Below are 20,420 nucleotides of genomic sequence, written 5' to 3'. Positions count from 1 at the left end.
AGGAGGGGTATGAGCCGCACCGTCGCGGTGATATGGCATGCGTCGTTCTCACTCGTCGCTGCCGGGCTCTACTTCTTCTTCGTTCTCCCCCGCTGGCCCGAGCTCATGGGCGAAACTTCCCCCACCCTCGGCCTGGTGCTGCGGATCGTCACCGGCGTCCTGATCGCGGTGGCCGCGCTTCCGGTGTTCTTCACGCTGCAGCGCACGCGTCGCCCCGAGTACGGCACCCCGCAGTTGGCGCTGCGCCTGCGTACCTCGGCGGTCGCGTTCCACGTGCTGGCCGGGGTGCTCATCGTCGGCGCCGCGATCTCCGAGATCTGGTTGTCCCTGGACAGTGCCGGCCAGTGGCTGTTCGGTATCTACGGTGCGGCCGCCTCGATCGCGCTGCTCGGCATCCTTGGCTTCTATCTGGCGTTCCTCGCCGAGCTTCCGCCGCCACCGCCGAAGCCGCTCAAGACGACACAGAAGAAGGCCCGCGGCCGTCGCAAATCCGAGGCTGCTGAGGCTGACGAGGCCGCTGAGTCCGAAGAGACCGCTGAGGCTGACGAGTCTGAAAAGACCGAGGAATCGGACGAGGGCGACGAGCCGGAGACGGACGAAGAATCCGAAGAACCCCAGGTCACAGCCACCGACGAGGCGTCGGTCGAGCTGACCGAGTCCGCCGCGGAGGAGCCGGAATCGTCGGCCGTCGAGCACGAGACCGACGAGGACTCCGCAAACCAGCCCGGCGACGACGCCGATTACCCGAAAGAAGCTGCCGCCGACGACGACGCCGCAGGTCAGCAAGGCAAACTGCGCAACCGGCGGCCCGCCAACAAGGGCGGCATCTCGCGCCTGCGCCGACGGTCCCGCGACAACGTCACCGTCGAGGACTGAAGCCCCCGCGCGTCGACAGCGCCGCTTACGCGGGCGAAGATGGATACATGGGCAAACTGCGGTCACACCGTGCCACCTCGATAATCCTGGCGGTCCTCGCTGCCTTGGTGTTGGTGGCACCGCTGGCACCGGCAACCGCCGCTCCCGGCGATCCACTGTCCGCGGTCTCCGTGGTGCAACCGGCAGTGGCCCGGGTCGACACCAGGGTCGATTACCAGCAGGCATACGGCATCGGCACCGGCATCGTGCTGTCCCCGAACGGTGAGGTGCTGACCAACTACCACGTCGTGCAGGGCGCCAACGCGGTCAGCGCCACGGTCAACGGCCGGTCCTACCCCGCTGACCTCATCGGGTACGACCGGCAGCACGACGTGGCTGTTCTGCAGCTGCGCGGTGCGGACGGTCTGCCGACGGCCACGATCGGGGATTCCACCGCGCTGGCACCAGGAGATCCGGTGGTAGCCCTAGGCAATGCGCAGGGCAGCGACGCCCCGCTGACCCAGGAGGTCGGCACGGTCACCGCCTTCGGGCGCACCGTCAACGCCGAGGACGAGCTGACCGGTAGCAGCGACGAGATCACCGGTCTGTTCGAGTTCGCCGCACCCGTGCGGGCCGGCGATTCGGGCGGTCCCGTCATCAACGGCGCGGGCCAGGTGGTCGGTATGACGACGGCTGCGTCGGTGAACTTCCGGATGGGTCCGGGCGGCAAGGGCTTTGCGATCCCGATCAACGACGCGATGGCCGTCGCCGGGCAGATCCGCTCCCGCACGCCGTCGGGCTCGGTGCACATCGGTGCGCCGACGATGCTCGGCGTCGGCGTGCGCAGCGCACCCCGCCAGGGTGGCGGCGTGATCATCCAGGACGTCATGCGAGGCGGCCCCGCGGACGGCGCGGGCCTTGTCCCGGGTGACCTGCTGACGAGCATCGACGGCACTCCGCTGGATTCGGCACGGACCCTGACGCTGGTCCTCGACCGGCACTACCCGGGCGACGTCATCGACCTGACCTGGCAGGACGCCTCCGGGACTCCGCGCAACGGCAAGGCGACGCTGGCCGCCGGGCCGTAAGTTGATCACACTCGACCGGCTGATCAACGTACTGGGCGGCTACGGAGTCCACCTGCGGCACTGCTCCACTCCGCGGTCGACCGAGCTGCGCAGCGTCGTGATCCACGAGCCGGGCTATGTGGTCGGTGACGTCCTGATCGCCGTCGGCGCCGCCGATTCCGCCGAAGCCATCGCCTGGGCCTCCGCGGCCCGGGCGGTGGTGGTCCTGGTCCGCGACTCCGGTGAGCCCGTCTCGAGCGAGCCCGAGGACATGGCGGTGATGGTCGTCGACCCGCAGGTGTCCTGGAGTGAGCTGGCCGCCGTGGTGTACGGCCTGGTCCTGGAGGGCCGCGAAACCGAATCCGGGCGCGGGCCAACGGACTTGTTCGCGCTCGCGGACAGCCTGGCCGACGCGGTCGGCGGTTCGGTGACCATCGAAGGCCGGCGTTCGACGGTGCTGGCGTATTCGCGGATGCAACAGCACGCCGACCCGGCTCGCGCCGAGACGATCCTGAGCCGAGAGGCCCCGCAGCGGCTGCGGGCCGTGTTCGAGGAGCGCGGCGTGTTCCGTCATCTCGCCGAATCCGACGATCCAATGTTCGTCGCGGGCGACCCCGACTACGGGCTGACGGGACGCATGGTGGTGGCCGCGCGGGCCGGCCGCGAACTGCTGGGCTCGGTCTGGGTGACCTGCGCCGAGCCGCTGCCCGAAGACCGGCGCATCGCGCTGGCCCACGGCGCGCGGCTGGTGGCCATGCATCTGCTGCGCTCACGGGCCAGCGCGGACCTGGAACGACAGGTGGAGTCCGAGTTGGTGCTGCGGCTGCTCGAGGGCGCCGCCGACGCGACAACGGTGGTCAGCAGACTCGCGTTGCCGCAGACCCCGCTGCGGGTGATCGCCCTGCGGGCGCACACCGCCGACGACCGGCACGCGGCGCTGCTGTTGGCGTTCGAGCGGGCCACCACGGGCTTCGGCTGGTCCCGGCCGGGCCGCAGCGCGCTGGCCGGAAACGCCGTCTACACCGTGCTCCCCGGCGCCGACGCCTCGGCCGCGGGACGTTGGCTGACGGCACTGCGGACGGCGTTGCCCGCGCACCTGACGCTGCTGGCCGGAGTCAGCGGACCGGCAACCGCGGCGGAACTCGCGTCGGCGCGCCGCGAGGCCGAGGAGTGCCTGGCCCTGCACGAGGTGCGGCGCACCGGAGCTGCTCCGGTCTACGACGAAGCCTGGGATGACATCCTGCTGCAACGGCTGCGGGTGGCCGCGCAGTCGGGCCGCGTACCGCAGCGCGGTCCTGTCGCCGAGCTGCGTGAACACGACCGCACGCACTCCACCCGGTACACCGAGACCCTGCGGGCGTGGCTGGAGGCCCAGGGCGATCTGGCCAATGCCGGGCAGCGGCTCGACGTGCACGAGAACACCGTGCGGTACCGGCTGCGCAAGATGGCCGAGGTGACCAATCTCGGCCTCGACGACGCCCGCAAACGGCTGGCGATGATGATCGAATTAGCCGTCACCGACAGCCTGTCGGAAGCCGACAATCCGCCCTAGTTCGTTTGTCGAAATCGGGCAAACAGTGCCGTGGTCGCCGACCTCACCATGGGTGTTGTCAGAGTGAATCTCGATCGCGGAGGTGGCGGCATGGTCGGCGTCGAACGGATTGACGGCGGTCCACGTTCCGCCGTCGTCGTGGGTGCCGGCATCGTCGGTCTCTCGACCGCATGGTTCCTGCAGGAGCGCGGTGTCGACGTGACCGTCGTGGACCGCACCGGGGTGGCCGCAGGCGCGTCCTGGGGCAACGCCGGCTGGGTGTCACCGACGCTGACCATCCCGCTCAACGATTCGGGTGTGCTGCGTTACGGGCTGCGCTCGCTGGCCAACCCGACCGCACCGCTGCACATCCCGCTGACGGCCGATCCGCGGCTGTGGTCGTTCCTGCTGCGCTTCGCCGCCAACTGCCGACGCTCCTCGTGGAGCCGGGTCGCCCGGGCCAACGTGCCGTTCAACGCGGAGTGCATCGAGGCCTACGACGTGCTGACCAGCAACGGCGTGGATGCGCCCACGACCGACGGGCCCATCACCGCACTGTTCGAATCACCGCATCAGGCCGAGCATCTGCTGGCCGAGCTGCGCGGGCTCGCCGCCGTCGGGCAGACCGTGACCATCAATCGGCTCTCCGGTGCCACGTTGCGCGACAACGTGCCGCTCGCGTCGCCGGCGATCACCACGGGCATCAGCGTCGAAGGCCAGCGCTACGTAGATCCCGGCCGGTTCGTGCACGCCCTGGCCGAATCCGTGGTCGCGCGCGGCGGAACCATCCGCATCGCCGAGGTGACGGACGTGCAACCCGCGGGCAGCCGCATCCGAGTCAAGCTGCGCGACACGGACCTCACCACCGATGCCACGGTGATCGCCACCGGCGCATGGCTGTCCCGGCTGACCGGCCGACGGGTCCGGACCCCGGTGCGGGCCGGCCGCGGCTACTCGTTCACCGTGCCGGTGGACCGCCCGGTTCCGGGTCCCATGTATCTCCCCGACGTCCGGGTGGCGTGTACGCCGTACCAGGGCGCGCTGCGGGTCGCCGGAACAATGGAATTCCGTTCCCCAGACGATCCACTGCAGCCCGCACGGGTGGAGGCCATCGTCGCGTCGGCCGCGCCGCTGCTCGACGGTGTGCGCTGGGCCGAACGCACCGATGTGTGGGTCGGCGGTCGACCGGTCACCCCGGACGGCCGCCCCTTGATCGGCGAAGTGGCACACGGTCTCTTCGTCGCAGGCGGCCACGGAATGTGGGGCCTGGCGCACGGTCCCATCACCGGCCGGTTGCTGGCCGAGCACATCACCACCGGCAAGCAACCCGAAGCACTACGCGAATTCAACCCGCTCCGTTAGGAATTCAGCACGTCGCGGCCCCGCTGTGGGCCACCGCGTCGTCAGGGGCGGTGCCCTGTCCCGCCCCTGACGACAAACACGCTTCACCACCAGGAGGAACCAAAATGACGACGAGCCAACGCGTTTGGATGTCACCGCAGGCCCACGACCGCCTGCAGCAGGAGCTGGCCACGCTGCGCGAACTGATCGCCACCGAAGCCGCGACCGATTCCGACGAGAACAGCGTCGCCATCCAGCGCGCCCGCCAGGCCCGCATCCAGCACATCCACGACCTGCTGCTCAACTGCGTCGTCGGGGAGGATCCGCCGGACGACGGCGTGGCAGAACCGGGCATGGTGTTGACCGTGCGCTACGACGACGGGGACACCGAAGAGTTCCTGCTCGGCGTCCGCGGCGCGGAATACGGTGACCTGGAGGTGTATTCGGTACAGTCCCCACTCGGTACCGCGATCCTCGGCGCCCGCCCGGGCGAGCGCCGCAGCTACTCGGTTCCCAGTGGCGACCAGATTCCGGTCACCCTTGTCTCCGCGGTTCCGTACGGGCTGCACCAGCCCGTCACCAGCTATCGCGGAGTCACGGCCTTGCGCCGCCGCGGCTGAGGAAAGCTGGAGCCCTGAGCCGGCACGATCATCGGTCCGGCGTGCCGGGCCGCCTCGATCGCCACCCGCATGGGACGGGCCAGCGCGGCGAACGCCGCCATGTCGAGCACCATCGGCGTCAATAGCCGGTTGTGCACGTAGCCGAACGAGCTGGCCGTCTCCGGGTCGGCCCAGCCCAGGGTGCCACCCAGACCGATGTGCCCGAACCCGTGCAGCAGACCTGGAATCGGCGATCCGTGGTACCCCAGGTGAAACGCCATCGGGACACCGACGTTGAGGTCCGGCCAGAGGCTCGGCTTGCCGGCCAGGTCTCGCACCAGTTCGGTCGACAGGTACTGCCGGCCGTGCATCGCGCCGCTGTTGGCCAGTGCGCCGTACATGGTGGACAGCGCCCGCGCGGTGACCACCCCGTTGGCGCCGGGCACCTCACCGTCGAGGAACGGGGTGTCGCCCTGCACCAACGACAGCACGCCCGGAAAGTACATCGCCCCGAGCGGCCCGGAGAACCGGCCACCGGCCACCCGCGGGGCGATGGTGCCCAACAACGGAACCCCACGCGAACTCTGGGGCACCAGGATCTGCGCGGGCTGGGTGGCGGCATCGGCAGGCGGTCGGCCGAGGTGCAGCCCGTCGGTGTCCAGCGGCGCGGCCACCTCAGTGCGGATCAGTTCGCGCATCCCTTTACCGGTCACCGCCCGCGCCAGCCCCGATAACAGCCAGCCGTAGGTCAGCGCGTGGTAGGCCGACCGGCCCCGCAGATGGTCGGCCCGCGCGTCGGCCAGGCGGGCCTCCATGAGTTCGTGGTCGAGCAGTTCCTCCTTGCGCACACCCCGCAGGTGCGACAGACCGGAGCGGTGGCGCAGCACGTCGCGGACGGTGATGTCCTCCTTGCCCTTGGCCCCGAACGCCGGCCAGTACTCGGCCATCGGCATGTCGTAGTCGATCAGACCGCGGTCGGCCAGCCGGTGGATCACCGTCGTCGCCACGCCTTTGGTCGCCGAGAACACCATGGCTCCGGTGTCGGCGGTCCACAACTGCTCACCCGCACGGTCCGCCCATCCGGTCCACACGTCGACGACCGGTTCGCCGTCGATGTGCACGCACAGCGCGCCACCGCCGAATCGCTTGCCCGGGAACAGTTCGGAGAAGACCCGCACCGCGGTGGCGAACCGGGGATCGGCGGCGCCGGAGACCCCGCGGGGCAGGCCGTCGCCGGGCCGGAGCAGATCTTCACGCGTCATACCGCCCACCTTGGTGGCAATCAGCGGTCGACGGGAGCGATTCCGCCGATCCGCGCGCGCCGCGGCATAACCTGGTTGCCATGGCAGGTGCACGCAAGGGCGTACCCGGCACCTTGACCGCCGACGACTGGCTGCAGGCCGGCTACGCTCTGCTGGCCACCGACGGGATGCGCGCATTGAAGATCGAGCGCCTCTGCCAACAGGTCGGTGCCACACGCGGCAGCTTCTACTGGCACTTCACCGACATGGACGGCTACCGCTCGGCGTTGGTGGCGTCCTGGAACACGTTCCTGGAGAACGACCGCCGCTCGCTGGCCGAGTTGGAGAACCTGCCACCGCGCGAGCGGTTGTCGAAGATGATGTCCGCGCTCCTGAGCCCCCAGCACTGGATGTTGGAGCGGGCCATGCGGGAGTGGGCGCGTTCCGACGAGGTGGCCGCGGCCAATGTGCGGGCCGCCGACGTGCGGGTGCTGCTCGCGGTGGGCAAGGCGTACCAGGATTACGGATTCAGCGCCGAGGAGGCGCAGCTGCGCGCCGAGTCGACGTTCGCCGCGGGCATCGGCATGCTGCACCTCGTGGACTCGACGGCACAGCTGACCGACTCCGGGCGCCAGGAGCGGTTCCTGGACCTCATGCTGAAGAAGTAGGCCACCGCAGCTACTCGCGCCGGTTGCCTTCGTCGTCCCAGTGCGCGGCGACCTTCTTGCTCGGCTGCACCCGTGGCGGTTCGCCCGGCATCTTCGGGTAGCTCGGCGGGTACGGCAGGTCCCCGAGGCCACGCTCTTCGTCCGCGGCAACCAAATCCAGCAAAGGTTGCAGGGATTGCTTGTCGTCGTCGATCCCGGCCCACGGATCCTCGCGTCCAGCAAGGAAATCGGGCACCGTAGCGATGGTGTAGTCGTCGGGGTCAGCGTCGCGCAGCTCAGCCCAGCTCAGCGGGGTCGACACGGTCGCGATCGGGGTCTTGCGGGCCGAGTACGCCGAGGCGAAGGTGCGGTCGCGGGCGTTCTGGTTGTAGTCGATGAACAACCGCTCGCCACGTTCTTCTTTCCACCACGACGTGGTGACCGCGTCGGGGGCGCGCCGTTCCACTTCACGCGCCAGCGCGATCCCGGCCCGACGCACCTCGATGAAATCCCAGTCGGTCTTGATCCGCAGGAACACGTGCACCCCGCGGCCGCCGGAGGTCTTCGGGTAGCCGACCAGACCCAGCTCGTCGAGCAGCGGCTTGAGCACGTCGCACGCGATGGTCCTGGCTTCTTTGAAGCCGGTGCCGGGCTGCGGGTCCAGGTCGATGCGCAGCTCGTCGGGATGCTCGGTGTCGGGGCAGCGCACCTGCCACGGATGCAGCGTCACGGTGCCCATCTGGGCGGCCCACGCGATGGCCGCTGGGTGGGTCACCTTGAGCGCGTCGGCGGTGCGGCCCGACGGGAAGGTGACGCGGCAGGTCTGCAGATATTCGGGATGCTTCTGCGGCACCCGCTTCTGGTAGATCTCCTCACCCTCGATGCCGTCGGGAAACCGCTGCAGATGCGTCGGGCGGTCTTTCAGCAGGGTCACCATGCGGTCGGCGACGGACAGGTAGTAGTCCATCAGCTTGCCCTTGGTGCCGTCCTTGCCGAGCTTCGGGAAATACATCTTGTCCGGGTTGGTGAACCGGACCTTGATCCCGTCGACGTCGAGTTCCGTTGCAGGCGTTGCCATCTCAATTACCCCCCGGCGCTTCGCTCGCCCCGCGCTGCTCCAGGACGTCGTAGAGGTCGTAGTTCAGCGGCACGTCGAGCTGGTCGAACGTGCAACTCGACGGTTCCCGGTCGGGCCGCCACCGGAGGAACTTCACCGCGTGCCGAAACCTTTGGGCCTGCATGCCGTTTCCCTCCATCTGGTCATACGCCACCTCGCATACCCGTTCGGGGCGCACCGGAATCCAGCGCTTGTCCGCCGCCGAGTTCCACCGGCTCGGATCACCTTCGCGCACCTCGTCACCCTCGCGCAGCGGCTCCAGGTCGGCAAGCAGTTTCACCCGATCTTTCGCGGTGAACGACGCAGCGCCACCGACCATTTGGAGCTCGCCGTCGCCGCGGTACAAGCCCAGCAGGATCGAGCCGACACCTTCGCCGCTCTTGTGGATGCGATAGCCGATGGCCACACAGTCGGCGTCGCGGTGGTGTTTGACCTTCACCATCTCCCGCTTGCCCGGCAGATACGGCCCGTCGAGCCGCTTGGCGATCACACCGTCGAGCCCGGCGCCCTCGAACGTCGTGAGCCACTCGGTGCCCAGCGCGGGATCCTCGGTGGTGCGGGTGACGTGACACCACTGCGTCTCATGGACCGCCTCGACCAGAGCCTCACGCCGGATCCGGAACCGCTCGTCGAGCAAGGACTTCTCGCCCGTCGCCAGCGCGTCGAACCCGATGAAGTGCGCGGGCGTCTGTTCGGCCAGCATGCGGATCCGGGATTCGGCCGGGTGGATGCGCTGCGACAGCGAGTCCCAGTCGAGCCGGACACGGGTGCTCCCGTCGGCGGTGATCTCTTTGCTCCTCGCGTCCGCGGTGATCTCCCGCGGCACCACCACTTCACCGTCCAGCACACAGCGGTCGACGAGTTCGTCGCGCAGCGCATCGAGCAGCTCGGGAAAGTACCGGCCGAGGTCTTTGCCGCTGCGGGACTGCAACATCACATCGTTGCCGTCCCGAAAGACCAGCGCCCGGAAGCCGTCCCACTTGGGCTCATACGACCACACGCCGGCGTCATCGGGCACTTTCACCTGCGCCTTGGCCAACATGGGTTCCAGCGGCGGCGCGACAGGTAGGTCCACAGGTTCCATACTCACGTAGACCCGGGAACGCGGGCAATGTCATCGACAATGAAGCGATGCAACTGCCCGTCATGCCTCCGGTCTCCCCGATGCTCTCGAAATCGCTGGCCGCGATCCCCGCAGGCATGTCCTACGAACCGAAGTGGGACGGCTTCCGGTCGATCTGCTTCCGCGACGGCGACGAAGTCGAGTGGGGCAGCCGCAACGAACGCCCGCTCACCCGGTATTTCCCCGAACTGGTCGCGGCCGCGACGGCGGAACTGCCGCCGCGCTGTGTGATCGACGGGGAGATCGTCCTGCCCACCGGCAACGGCCTGGACTTCGAAGCATTGCAGCTGCGGTTGCACCCGGCCGCGAGCCGGGTGCGCCTGCTGGCCGAGCAGACCCCGGCCGCGTTCATCGCCTTCGATCTGCTCGCCCTCGGCGATGAGGACTACACCGAGCGCCCGTTCACCGAGCGTCGTGCGGCCCTGGTCGATGCCCTGGCCGATGCGGGACGCTCGATCCACCTCACCCCGGCGACGACTGACCTGGAGACGGCGCAGCGGTGGTTCGCCGAGTTCGAGGGCGCCGGGTTGGACGGCGTGGTCGCCAAACCGCTTGACCTCACCTACCAACCGGACAAGCGGGTGATGTTCAAGGTCAAGCATCAGCGCACCGCCGACTGCGTGGTGGCGGGCTATCGGCTGCACAAGTCCGGGCCCGACGCGATCGGCTCGCTGCTGCTCGGCCTCTATGACGACGACGGCTCGCTGGCCTCGGTCGGTGTGATCGGCGCTTTCCCGATGGCCGAACGCCGGGAGCTGTTCACCGAATTGCAGCCCCTGGTCACCGATTTCGAGGGGCATCCGTGGAACTGGGCCGCGCATGTGGACGAGGACACGCAGCGCCGCTACGGCGGGTCGCGGTGGAACGCGGGCAAGGATCTGTCGTTCGTGCCACTGCGACCCGAACGGGTGGTCGAGGTGCGCTATGACCACATGGAAGGCCGCCCTGGGGCCGGCGAAGCGACGGGGAGAAATCTACGGTTCCGGCACACCGCGCAGTTCAACCGGTGGCGGCCCGACCGGGATCCGCGTTCATGCACGTATGCGCAGCTGGACCAACCGGTGACCTTCCAGCTGAGCGATATCGTGCCGGGGCTGCGCGCGCGGCGAGTGTGAAGCTGGTGCGAAAAAGTGCGCCGCTGAATCTCGCAGAGGATTCACAGTCGCGGTACGCGAGCGAGCCCGTTTATCGCCCGCGGTCATCGGGCATGCCACCAGCATGTCTGTGACAGCATTTCAGGATCTGCCGCTGGCCGACCGGGACCGCGAATGGGACGGCGACGCCGCCGACAAACGGGTCCGCAAGTGGGCCGATGCGCAGGACGAACCCAACGAGAAATACCGCGACGCGCACGTCTGGTACGACAAGGACGCCAAGGACAACTTCACCGCCTACAAACTGCTGATCGCCGACGTGGTCGGCGGCAAGCTCGAAGCGGTACCGCGGGGTGTGATGGCCGCAGGCGGGATCATGGACGGCGCGCGGGGCGGTATCGACATCCCGAAGGACGACGTCGACCGCGTGAAGAGTCACCTCGCGAAGTACTACAAGAAGATGGGCGAGGACGCGCCCTGGGAGCGTCGTTAGCTAGATTGCGGGCGTGAGCCTCGCCCCCGCCGGACGGTTTGCGCCGAGCCCGTCGGCTGATCTGCACATCGGCAACCTGCGTACCGCGACGCTGGCGTGGTTGTTCGCGCGGTCGACGGGACGCCGGTTCCTGCTGCGGGTGGAAGATCTCGACGACCGCACGTTCAGCGAGATCGGAAACCGTCAGGTCGACGACTTGGCGGCGATCGGGTTGACGTGGGACGGCCCGGTCGAATGGCAGACGGAACACCGCGAGCGGTACGACGCGGTCATCGATGCGCTGCGCGACGACGGCCGACTCTATGAATGCTATTGCAGCAGAAGAGATATCGCCCAAGCACCGCAGGCGCCGCACGCACCGCAGGGCGCCTACCCGGGGACCTGCCGGGACCTGACCGCTGCCGAACGGCAGGCCCGGCGCGCCGAAACCGGCCGTCCCCCGGCATTGCGGCTGCGCACCGACACGTTCGTCGGGACCGTCACCGACCTCGTGCACGGCTCCTACACCGGCATCGTCGACGATTTCGTCGTGCGCCGCGGCGACGGGGTTACCGCCTACAACCTCTCCGTGGTGGTCGACGACGCAGCGTCCGGCATCGACCAGGTGGTGCGCGGTGATGACCTGCTGAGTTCCGCGCCGCGGCAGGCGTATCTGGCCCGACTGCTGGGCTACCCCGAGCCGACGTATGCCCATGTTCCGCTGGTACTCAACGAGGACGGTGCCCGGCTGGCCAAACGCGACGGCGCGGTGACCCTCGACGAGATCGGAGTCGACCGGGCCCTGGCAGAGATCAGCACGTCGCTGGGATATACAGCCACCACCGTGGAGGGCATGCTGGACGAGTTCGACCCGGCACGCCTGCCACGACATCCGTGGATATATCAAGCCAACTGAGCAGAACCCTTCGGCACGGCGACGATTCCTGTTAGCTTCCGGCAGTGCGCTACCTTCGAATGCCGCTGTTCGGGCTGCTGCTGATTCTCGCGCTGCTGACCGCGGCGTGCGGACCGTCGGCGAACACCACCACCGACCCGCTGAAGTCAGCCGGGGTGCTGCGGGTCGGCACCGAAGGCGTGTACAGCCCCTTCAGTTACCACGATCCGACCACCGGCCAGCTCACCGGCTACGACGTCGACGTGGCCCGCGCGGTGGCCGAAAAGATCGGTGTCAAGGTCGAATTCGTGGAGACGCCCTGGGATTCGATCTTCGCCGCGTTGGAGGCCAACCGATTCGACGTGGTGGCCAACGAGGTCACCATCACCCCCGAGCGCCAAGCGAAGTACGACCTATCCGAACCGTATTCGGTCGGTGAAGGCGTCATCGTCACGCGTGCCGACAATCATTCGATCAACTCGCTGGCCGACCTGAAAGGCAAGGTCGCTGCCGAGAACGCCACCAGCAACTGGTCGGACGTGGCCCGCAAGGCCGGCGCACGGGTGGAGACGGTCGAAGGGTTCACGCAAGCCATCGCACTGCTCAATCAGGGCCGCGTCGACGTCGTCGTCAACGACAGCATCGCCGTCTACGCCTATCTGGCCGAAACCAATGACAAGTCGGTCCGGATCGCGGGCACCGTCGGCGAGAAAAGCGAACAGGGCTTCGCCGCCCGCAAGGACAGCGGTCTGCTACCCGAGCTGAACAAGGCACTCGACGAGCTGCGTGCCGACGGGACCCTGGCCTCGATCTCGCAGAAGTACCTCAAGGCCAACGCATCCGGAGGGCCGCAGGCCGGCGAGGGACCGAAGGCGCCGCGGTCCACCTGGCAGCTCATCGCCGACAATCTGTGGCCGTTGGCCAAAGCGGCCATCACCAAGACGATTCCGCTGACCGTCATCAGCTTCGCCATCGGATTGGTGATCGCCCTGGCGGTGGCCTTGGCCCGGTTGTCGTCGAATGTGGTGCTCAGCAACGTCGCCCGGTTCTACATCTCGATCATCCGCGGAACGCCGCTGCTGGTGCAGTTGTTCATCGTGTTCTTCGCGCTGCCGGAGTTCGGGGTGAAGATCGACCCGTTCCCGGCCGCGGTGATCGCGTTCTCCCTCAACGTCGGTGGCTACGCGGCGGAGATCATCCGATCGGCGATCCAGAGCATCCCCAAGGGACAGTGGGAGGCGGCCGAGACCATCGGGCTGAGCTATGTCGGCACGCTGCGGCGCATCATCCTGCCGCAGGCGGCCAGGGTCGCCGTGCCGCCGCTGTCGAACACGTTGATCTCGCTGGTCAAAGACACATCGCTGGCGTCGACCATCCTGGTCACCGAGCTGCTGCGGCAAGCGCAGATCATCGCCGCGCCGACATTCGAATTCTTCGCCCTGTACGGCACGGCGGCGGTGTACTACTGGGTGATCTGCCTGGTGCTGTCGTTCGGCCAGAGTCGCCTGGAACACCGACTGGAAAGGTACGTGGCGCGATGACCGAGAATCGGATCACTGCCCAAGGCGTCCGAAAAGCGTTCGGCGACAACGAAGTCCTCAAAGGGCTGTCGTTCACGGTGCCGCGCGGCAGCGCGACGACGATCATCGGCCCGTCGGGCTCGGGCAAGACCACGCTGTTGCGGGCACTCAATGCGCTCGACGTGCCGGATGCGGGCGTGATCAAGGTCGGTGACGTCGAACTGGACTTCTCCAACCCGGTACCCAAGGATCAGCTGCGGAAATACCGGGCGCAGAGCGGTTTCGTCTTCCAGTCGCACAACCTCTTTCCACACAAGACCGTGCTGCAGAACATCACCGAGGGCCCGCTGGTCGCGCAGAAGCGCCCGCGCGACGAGGTGGAGGCCGAGGCCACCGAACTGCTCAGCCAGGTGGGCCTGGCCGACAAGCGCGACCAGTACCCGTATCAACTCTCCGGCGGCCAGCAGCAGCGCGTCGGCATCGCCCGGGCGCTGGCCCTCAAGCCCAAGGTGGTGCTGTTCGACGAGCCGACCTCGGCGCTGGATCCCGAACTGGTCGGCGAAGTGCTCTCGGTGATCCGCGATCTCGCCGTCGAAGGCTGGACCCTGGTCATCGTCACCCACGAGATCCAGTTCGCCAGACAGGTTTCCGATCAAGTGCTGTTCACCGACGGCGGCGTGATCCTCGAGCAAGGGCCGCCCGCGGCGGTGATCGGTGACCCGAAAGAGGAACGCACCCGGCAGTTCCTGCAGCGGATCCTCAACCCGCTGTAGCCGGGGGCGGCGCCAGGTGCACCACCTTCACCGCCGTCATCTCGTCGAGCAGCTCGGGTCCGAACCCGAAGCCACTGCCGCTGGCCCGGCGCGGCTGGGACGCGCCACCGGGCGCACCGCCGAAGACATCGTTGATCTTGACGGTGCCCACCGGAAGCGCGCGCCACGCCTCCTGGGCGTGGGCCATATCGGTCGTCAGCACGGAGGCGGCCAACCCATAGCGGTCGTCAGCGGCCTCCAGCAGAGCGGTGCCGAAGTCGGGCACGGTACGGACCGGAGCGACCGGTCCGAAAGTCTCCTCGGAGAACACCGCCATGTCCTGGGTGCAGTCACTCAAAACGGTTGGCGGATAAAATGTTCCGGCCCCATCGCCCGGTTGTCCGCCGATCAGCACCCGAGCCCCGCGTTTGACGGCATCGGAGACCTGCTGGTGCACCTGGGCCCGCTGTCGCTCGTCGACGACGGGGCCGATGCGGTCGGCCCACGCGCGCGCCTCGTCCACCAGCGCCCGGGTGAATTCGTCGGCCACCGACGCCACCGCGAAAATGCGCTCGACCGACACACAGATCTGTCCGGCGTTGGCGAACGCGCCGAGCGCGGCCTGCTGCGCCGCCCAGGTCGGATCCACTCCCGCGTCCACGATCAGCGCATCGTTGCCGCCGTTTTCCAGCAGCGCCTTGGCGCCGCGCTGGGCACATGCCTGGGCGATGGCCCGGCCGGTCAGGCTGCTGCCGACGTGCGCCACGACGTCGACGCGTTCATCGCCGGCGAGGCGGGCGCCAACGGTACCGTCGCCGTCGACGATCTGCAGCACACCGTCGGGCAGGTGCTCGGCCAGCAGCTCGGCGAACCTGCGGCCGGTTCGCGGGCAGCGCTCGCTCGGCTTGTGTACGACGGTGTTGCCGGTCACCAGCGCGGCGCCCAGCAACCCGGCGGCCACCGCGACCGGGTCGTTCCAGGGCGTCAAAACGGCCACCACTCCGCGTGGTTCCGGGATCATCAGGTCGGTGGCCGACCAGTCGCCCTGCAGCGTGCGGCCGCCGTGCAGCGGCCCGAGTTCGGCGTACTGAGTGAGTGTCCCGGCCCCCGCGTCGATGCCGCCCAGGGCGTCTGGCCGCAACTTGCCGGTCTCACGGACGTTGAGTTCGGCGAGTTCTTCGGCCGCCGCGCGGATCGACTCGGCGGCCGCGCGCAGCGCCGAGGCCCGTTCCGCCGCCGGCATCCGGGACCACTGTTTCGCCGCAGCACAGGCTCGCTCGATTGCCGCACCGCATTCGGCGGGTCCGGCGATGGCTACTCGACCCACCAGGTCACCGGTGCGTGGGTTATGAATCGTCAGTTCAGATGTCGCAGGCACACCTTCGGGTACCCACGTCGGGCGCACCTACACGCGCCGCACCGCGTGGTCGGATTTCCGCCAGCACCTCGACGTGGGCGCCCATAACGTCACGGGCATGACGCAGCCAGACATGCACCGAATCACCGTGTGGTTCATGGCGATTGCCGCCGCCCTTGGCACTGCCACCAGCTACCCGCTGCAACCGGCGATATCCGATGTCGCTGACAGTCTTGGCATCTCGGTAGCCCAGGTCGGCATCGCACTGGCGTGCGGTCCCGTCGGCTACCTGGTGGGGCTGGCGATGCTGGTGCCGCTGGTCGACCGATTTCCACCTAATCACGTTCTCGCCGCGCAGTTCGCCGCCCTGGCCGTGGCCTTGGCAGCCAACGCCGCCGCGGGCACGCTGTGTACGCTGGGGCTCACCATCGGCGTGATCGGCGCCTGTTCCACAGTCGGCGCCCAGTTGAGCTCGACAACCGCGCGTTTCGTCCCTGAAGGCGGTCGGGCAACCGCGCTGGGAATTGTGACGGCAGGTATCTCGGCCGGGATCATCGGTGGCCGAATCGCCGGCGGTTGGCTGACGGAAGTGGCGGGATGGCGGGGCGGCTTGCTCGTGTTCGCAGTCGCATGCGTCGTCGCCGCAGTCGTGGCGTTACGGGCCGTGCCCGCCGCAGCGGGTTCGGCCACGGGCGGCTATCTGGAGACGCTCCGCGGCCTGCCCGGCCTGTACCTGCGATTCCCGACGTTGCGCATCGCCGCGGTGCGGGGAGCGCTGTGGTTCTTCGCGTTCTGCGCGGTGTGGGCCGGCCTCGCGGTCGCGCTGGCGCAGCCGCCGTACTCCTATTCACCCGAACGGATCGGCCTGTACGCCCTTGCCGGTCTACTGGGCATTGTCGCCACCCGCATCGCAGGCGCGTGGACCGACCGTGCCGGCGCACGACGAGTCATGAGGGTCGGCCTGGGCATCGCGGTGGTCGGCGCAGTCGCGCTGGCCGTGTGCCTTTCGCATCCGGTGGCCACCCTCATCGGTCTCGCTGTCTTCGACGCCGGGTTGTTCGCCGCCCAAGTGGCCAATCAGAGCACGATTCTGGCCATCGACCCCGCCGCGCCGGCACGGTTCAACAGCGCATACATGGTGGTGTACTTCGTGGGCGGCAGCGTGGGAACGGCCTTTGGGGCAGCCGCCGTCGGGTGGCTGGGCTGGCCGGCAACCGCGGCCGTCACCGCCGCGGCGATCGCTGTCGCGATACTGCTCACCGGCGCCGACCGTGCGCGAACTGCTGGCGAAACACGGCGTGGCGGGGAGCAGACACGCACGCTCGGCGAGGTCAGGGAGCGACGAACAGGGTGGACATGCCCCGCAGGGTCAGGTTCGGCTTGTACACCGGATCCGCTGCCAGATGAGCCTGCGGGAACCGCGCGGTGATCGCCGACAACGCCACCGAGGCCTCCAGCCGGGCCAGCGGCGCACCGAGGCAGAAGTGCGGCCCCTTGCCGAACCCGAGATGGCGGATGGCGCCGCGGTCCGGGTCGAATTCGTCGGCGCGGTCGAATACTCCCGGGTCGCGGTGTGCCGCGGCGACCAACAGCAGCATGGTGTCGCCGTTGGGGACCTCGACGTCGCCGATTGTCATGTCTGCTCCGGCAATTCGCGACACCAGTTGCACGGGCGGGTCGTAACGCATGGTCTCCTCGATCACCCTCGACACCCGGCCGGGCTCGCCGCCGAGGGCCGTCCACTGCTGCGGGTGGCGCAGCATCGCCAGGATCGCGTTGGCGATGAGGTTCACCGTGGTCTCGTGTCCGGCGATGAGCAGCAGATCACAGGTGGCGACGATCTCGTCCTCGGTGAGCTGGACACCGGATTCCTCCACCTGGATCAGTGCCGACATCAAATCGTCGCCCGGGCGGCGCCGACGCTGCGCGATCAGGTCACGAAGGTAGTCCGCGAGCCATCTGCCTGCCGCCATCTGCTGGTCGAACAGCTCGGACGTCTCACCCGTCATCGCCATGAACGGGTCGAGGGCCTGGGCCAGCAGCGCGGAGGCGTCGCGAAACTTGGGCTCGTCCTCGATCGGCACACCCAGCAGCCGGCAGATCACCGCGACCGGCAGCGGGTAGGCCAGCCCGGCGATGGCGTCGAAGGGGCCGTCGGAGGCCTGGTCGAGCAGCCCGTCGACCAGAGTCCGAATGTCGGGTTCGAGCGCGTTGATCACCTTGGGCACGAACGCCTTGCTGACCAGGCCGCGCAGCCGCGTGTGGTCGGGCGCGTCGAGGAACAGGAAGCTGGTCGCGCCGCGAGGCTCGGCATCGTGTTCGGCCATGTGGCGTTGCGCCAGAGTCGATTTCATGCGATCGCTGCACGACGACGGGTGCCGCAGCACGGCATCGCACTCGGCGAAGGTGGAGAACACCGCGACGTGGGCCTCGGGCAGCTGCAATGGCCCGCGCTCGCGGATCCTCCGGTACGTCGGATACGGGTCGGCCCGGTTGGCCGGGTCGAGCAGCTCAAGCAGCAGACCTTCGGCGACGGTCGTCATCTACTTATTGTGCACGCGTTGAAGAAGCGGCAGGTCAACGCTTACTTCCGCACTGCAGTGCCGTAATACCGCCCCAACACGTGCGCCCGCAGCTCGTCGAACTCGCCGGCGACGATCGCCGCCCGGATCTGGTCGACCAGCCGGATCACGAACCGCTCATTGTGGATCGTGCACAGCGTCGCCGACAGCATCTCCTTGGCCTTGAACAGGTGCCGGATGTAGGCGCGCGAGTAGTTGGCGCACGTGTAGCAGTCGCATTCCGCGTCGATCGGCGTGAAGTCCCGTTTGTACCGGGCGCCGGTGATGTTGAATCGGCCGGTAGCCGAGTACACCGCCGCGTTGCGCGCCACGCGCGACGGCGATACGCAGTCGAAGGTGTCTGCTCCGGCCGCGACCGCGTCGAACAGGTCGTCGGGTTCACTGATCCCCAGCAGGTGCCGCGGCTTGTCTGCGGGCAGTTCACTGCTGACCCAGCCGACGATGGTCGCCAGGTTCTGTTTCTCCAGCGCCCCGCCTATGCCGTAGCCGTCGAAGCTGTGACCGTCCGCGGTACGGATCCCGGCCAGCCCACTCGCGGCTTGCCTGCGCAGGTCCTCGTACTGCGCACCCTGGACGACTCCGAACAGTGCCTGCCTCGGTCTTTCCGGCGTCGAGGACTGCAGCCGTTGATGTTCGGCCAGGCACCGCACCGCCCACTCGTGCGTGCGCTGCACCGAACGTTCCTGGTAGCCACGGGTGTTGACGAGCGTAGTCAGCTCGTCGAACGCGAAGATGATGTCGGCGCCGAGCTGATGCTGGATACCGATCGAGACCTCAGGGGTGAACCGGTGTTTCGAGCCGTCCAGATGCGACCGGAACGTCACGCCGTCTTCGTCGACCACCGCGAGCCGTTCCTTGCCCTTGGCGATGATGTCGTCGGTCTGCAGCCGTGAGGTGTCCATCGCCAGCACCTTCTTGAACCCGACTCCCAGCGACATCACCTGGAAGCCACCGCTGTCGGTGAAGGTGGGGCCGGCCCAGTTCATGAAGGCGCCGAGCCCGCCTGCCTCGGCCACGATCTCCGGACCGGGCTGCAGATACAGATGGTAGGCATTGGCCAGGATAGCTTGTGCACCAAGCTGTTTCATGGTCTCGGGCAGTACCGACTTGACGGTGGCCGCCGTGCCGACGGCGATGAACGCCGGGGTACGGATGTCCCCGTGCGGGGTGTGGATCACCCCCACCCGACCGAGCCGGCCGGGCAGCTCGGCTTCGACGGTGAAGTACGGCTCGCCCACAGCAGGTATTCAACCGGATGGCCGCCCGATTTCCGTCATGGGGGCGGACGCGACCATACTCGTTTGTCGTGAAGCACGGATTCGTCATCGCCGCCGGAGCCGCGACGTTGCTGGTAGGGATCGTCGGGTGTTCATCGCAGAATTCGAGTTCGCCAGGCGGATCCCAGGCGCCCGGGCCGAAGGCGTCGGGCCAGGAGACGTCGACCTCGACGCTGCCACCGGTGTCGCCCGTACAGCCCAATCAGGCCCGGGTGACCTTCGGCACGAACGACGCCGGACCGTTCACCGGTGTCGGCTGCGAGACCAAGGACGGGCTGACCACGATCAACATCGAGGGTCACCTGCACACCACGATCGAGCTCACCGACGGTGACGCACCGGCGGTGAAGTCGGTGAACATCGGCGAAATCGGTTCCGACGGACCGGCGTTGGCCTACGTCGAAGGCGTGTCCGGCACGCCCGTGGTCGCGACCCGCGACGGCAAGAACTACACCGTGACCGGCAGCGGCATGGGCTCCAACTCCGCCAGCACGGAGCCTCCTGTCGACACCCCCTTCGACGTCGCGGTCACCTGCCCCTGAGCCGACCGTGGCAACGGACCGGGCCCAGCTCGCCTAAAGCCCGGTCCTCCAACACATTCCGTCGCCCACCGGCCGTGTCTGGGCGAATTTTGCGATGTCGACCCCCTCGCCCACCGGGCATATCGTGCGCTTTTGCCCCGCCTCGGCCCGAACACATAGTTGCGAACACAACCACTCGGGCCATTCGACCGAGTTTTGCTGTCGGTAGCGTCAATAAGTGGTTAGGGTCCGGTTCAACCAAATATCGAACCCAGGGGGAGCGAAGTGCCTTTGCACCGCGACGCGCAAACGACGAGCAGCACCGCAAAGGCCATCGGCAGGGTCGGAACCTTGGCCGTGGCGCTCGGGATCGGTGCCGGGTTCAGTTCGAGCCTCGTTGCGGCGCCCGCGGCGCACGCCGACTCCAAC

General features: G+C 68.1%; 19 protein-coding genes. 13 read left to right on the top strand and 6 right to left on the bottom strand.

Translation table 11 applies throughout. From position 1 onward, the window contains the following. Nucleotides 1-9 precede the first annotated feature (9 nt). The 5 genes from BTO20_RS02935 to BTO20_RS02915 all read left to right on the top strand — a co-directional run bounded on the left by BTO20_RS02935 (nucleotide 10) and on the right by BTO20_RS02915 (nucleotide 5,414). The gene (locus tag BTO20_RS02935) at nucleotides 10-876 is read left to right on the top strand and encodes a hypothetical protein (RefSeq protein ID WP_087073229.1); all 867 of its coding nucleotides are present in this window, start codon (nucleotides 10-12) and stop codon (nucleotides 874-876) included. Nucleotides 877-923: 47 nt separating this feature from the next. Continuing rightward, nucleotides 924-1,943 (top strand): S1C family serine protease, encoded by a 1,020-nt coding sequence (locus BTO20_RS02930; RefSeq protein WP_087073227.1) that lies wholly within the window; start codon nucleotides 924-926, stop codon nucleotides 1,941-1,943. A gap of 1 nt (nucleotide 1,944) precedes the next feature. Then, on the top strand, nucleotides 1,945-3,474 hold the full coding sequence (locus BTO20_RS02925) for a PucR family transcriptional regulator (RefSeq protein WP_087073225.1): 1,530 nt from the start codon (nucleotides 1,945-1,947) through the stop codon (nucleotides 3,472-3,474). Nucleotides 3,475-3,564: 90 nt separating this feature from the next. Then, nucleotides 3,565-4,815 (top strand): NAD(P)/FAD-dependent oxidoreductase, encoded by a 1,251-nt coding sequence (locus tag BTO20_RS02920; RefSeq protein ID WP_087081543.1) that lies wholly within the window; start codon nucleotides 3,565-3,567, stop codon nucleotides 4,813-4,815. A 104-nt stretch (nucleotides 4,816-4,919) separates the two neighbouring features. Next, a complete protein-coding gene (locus BTO20_RS02915; RefSeq protein WP_087073223.1) occupies nucleotides 4,920-5,414 on the top strand; it encodes a GreA/GreB family elongation factor in 495 nt (164 codons plus the stop codon). Here the strand turns inward: BTO20_RS02915 and lipL are convergent. Then, nucleotides 5,378-6,655, bottom strand: a complete 1,278-nt coding sequence (gene lipL / locus BTO20_RS02910; RefSeq protein ID WP_087073221.1) for an esterase/beta-lactamase LipL — start codon at nucleotides 6,653-6,655, stop codon at nucleotides 5,378-5,380. The genes BTO20_RS02915 and lipL overlap by 37 nt on opposite strands. A gap of 80 nt (nucleotides 6,656-6,735) precedes the next feature. On the opposite strand from lipL, the gene BTO20_RS02905 reads away from it, so the two are divergent. Then, a complete protein-coding gene (locus BTO20_RS02905; protein ID WP_087073219.1) occupies nucleotides 6,736-7,302 on the top strand; it encodes a TetR/AcrR family transcriptional regulator in 567 nt (188 codons plus the stop codon). A gap of 10 nt (nucleotides 7,303-7,312) precedes the next feature. Here the strand turns inward: BTO20_RS02905 and ligD are convergent, their stop codons facing one another. Both ligD and BTO20_RS02895 read right to left on the bottom strand, forming a co-directional pair. Then, nucleotides 7,313-8,359 (bottom strand): non-homologous end-joining DNA ligase, encoded by a 1,047-nt coding sequence (gene ligD, locus BTO20_RS02900; protein ID WP_087073217.1) that lies wholly within the window; start codon nucleotides 8,357-8,359, stop codon nucleotides 7,313-7,315. Nucleotide 8,360: 1 nt separating this feature from the next. Further along, entirely contained in the window at nucleotides 8,361-9,482 is a 1,122-nt protein-coding gene (locus tag BTO20_RS02895; RefSeq protein WP_198344238.1) for an ATP-dependent DNA ligase, read from the bottom strand. Between the two features lie 47 nt (nucleotides 9,483-9,529). On the opposite strand from BTO20_RS02895, the gene BTO20_RS02890 reads away from it, so the two are divergent. The 5 genes from BTO20_RS02890 to BTO20_RS02870 all read left to right on the top strand — a co-directional run bounded on the left by BTO20_RS02890 (nucleotide 9,530) and on the right by BTO20_RS02870 (nucleotide 14,275). Beyond that, complete coding sequence (locus BTO20_RS02890) at nucleotides 9,530-10,636, top strand: ATP-dependent DNA ligase (protein WP_198344237.1); 1,107 nt, start codon at nucleotides 9,530-9,532, stop codon at nucleotides 10,634-10,636. Between the two features lie 103 nt (nucleotides 10,637-10,739). Continuing rightward, nucleotides 10,740-11,108 carry a hypothetical protein gene (locus tag BTO20_RS02885; protein ID WP_087073215.1) on the top strand — a complete coding sequence of 123 codons (369 nt, stop codon included), beginning with the start codon at nucleotides 10,740-10,742 and terminating at the stop codon, nucleotides 11,106-11,108. A 13-nt stretch (nucleotides 11,109-11,121) separates the two neighbouring features. Further along, a complete protein-coding gene (gene gluQRS / locus BTO20_RS02880; protein ID WP_087073213.1) occupies nucleotides 11,122-12,003 on the top strand; it encodes a tRNA glutamyl-Q(34) synthetase GluQRS in 882 nt (293 codons plus the stop codon). Between the two features lie 59 nt (nucleotides 12,004-12,062). Further along, complete coding sequence (locus tag BTO20_RS02875) at nucleotides 12,063-13,523, top strand: ABC transporter permease subunit (RefSeq protein WP_087073211.1); 1,461 nt, start codon at nucleotides 12,063-12,065, stop codon at nucleotides 13,521-13,523. Continuing rightward, nucleotides 13,520-14,275 (top strand): amino acid ABC transporter ATP-binding protein, encoded by a 756-nt coding sequence (locus BTO20_RS02870; protein ID WP_087073209.1) that lies wholly within the window; start codon nucleotides 13,520-13,522, stop codon nucleotides 14,273-14,275. Before BTO20_RS02875 ends, BTO20_RS02870 begins: the two co-directional genes overlap by 4 nt. Here BTO20_RS02870 and BTO20_RS02865 read toward each other — a convergent pair. After that, the gene (locus tag BTO20_RS02865) at nucleotides 14,262-15,614 is read right to left on the bottom strand and encodes an aldehyde dehydrogenase family protein (protein ID WP_087081536.1); all 1,353 of its coding nucleotides are present in this window, start codon (nucleotides 15,612-15,614) and stop codon (nucleotides 14,262-14,264) included. The two genes, BTO20_RS02870 and BTO20_RS02865, sit on opposite strands and share 14 nt — an antisense overlap. Before the next feature lie 115 nt (nucleotides 15,615-15,729). On the opposite strand from BTO20_RS02865, the gene BTO20_RS02860 reads away from it, so the two are divergent. Continuing rightward, entirely contained in the window at nucleotides 15,730-17,040 is a 1,311-nt protein-coding gene (locus tag BTO20_RS02860) for an MFS transporter (protein WP_232491022.1), read from the top strand. Here the strand turns inward: BTO20_RS02860 and BTO20_RS02855 are convergent. Further along, nucleotides 16,943-18,154, bottom strand: coding sequence for a cytochrome P450 (locus BTO20_RS02855; RefSeq protein ID WP_087073207.1), 1,212 nt, complete (start codon nucleotides 18,152-18,154; stop codon nucleotides 16,943-16,945). The genes BTO20_RS02860 and BTO20_RS02855 overlap by 98 nt on opposite strands. A gap of 41 nt (nucleotides 18,155-18,195) precedes the next feature. Then, complete coding sequence (tgt, locus tag BTO20_RS02850) at nucleotides 18,196-19,431, bottom strand: tRNA guanosine(34) transglycosylase Tgt (RefSeq protein ID WP_087073204.1); 1,236 nt, start codon at nucleotides 19,429-19,431, stop codon at nucleotides 18,196-18,198. Between the two features lie 68 nt (nucleotides 19,432-19,499). Here tgt and BTO20_RS02845 point away from each other — a divergent pair, with 68 nt between their 5' ends. Further along, entirely contained in the window at nucleotides 19,500-20,012 is a 513-nt protein-coding gene (locus BTO20_RS02845) for a lipoprotein LpqH (RefSeq protein WP_087073202.1), read from the top strand. Nucleotides 20,013-20,420 lie beyond the last annotated feature (408 nt).

The organism is Mycobacterium dioxanotrophicus, assembly GCF_002157835.1.
GTDB classification, from domain to species: domain Bacteria; phylum Actinomycetota; class Actinomycetes; order Mycobacteriales; family Mycobacteriaceae; genus Mycobacterium; species Mycobacterium dioxanotrophicus.
Note: the sequence above shows the minus strand (reverse complement) of the source record. Positions and strands in the feature narration are given on the sequence as shown.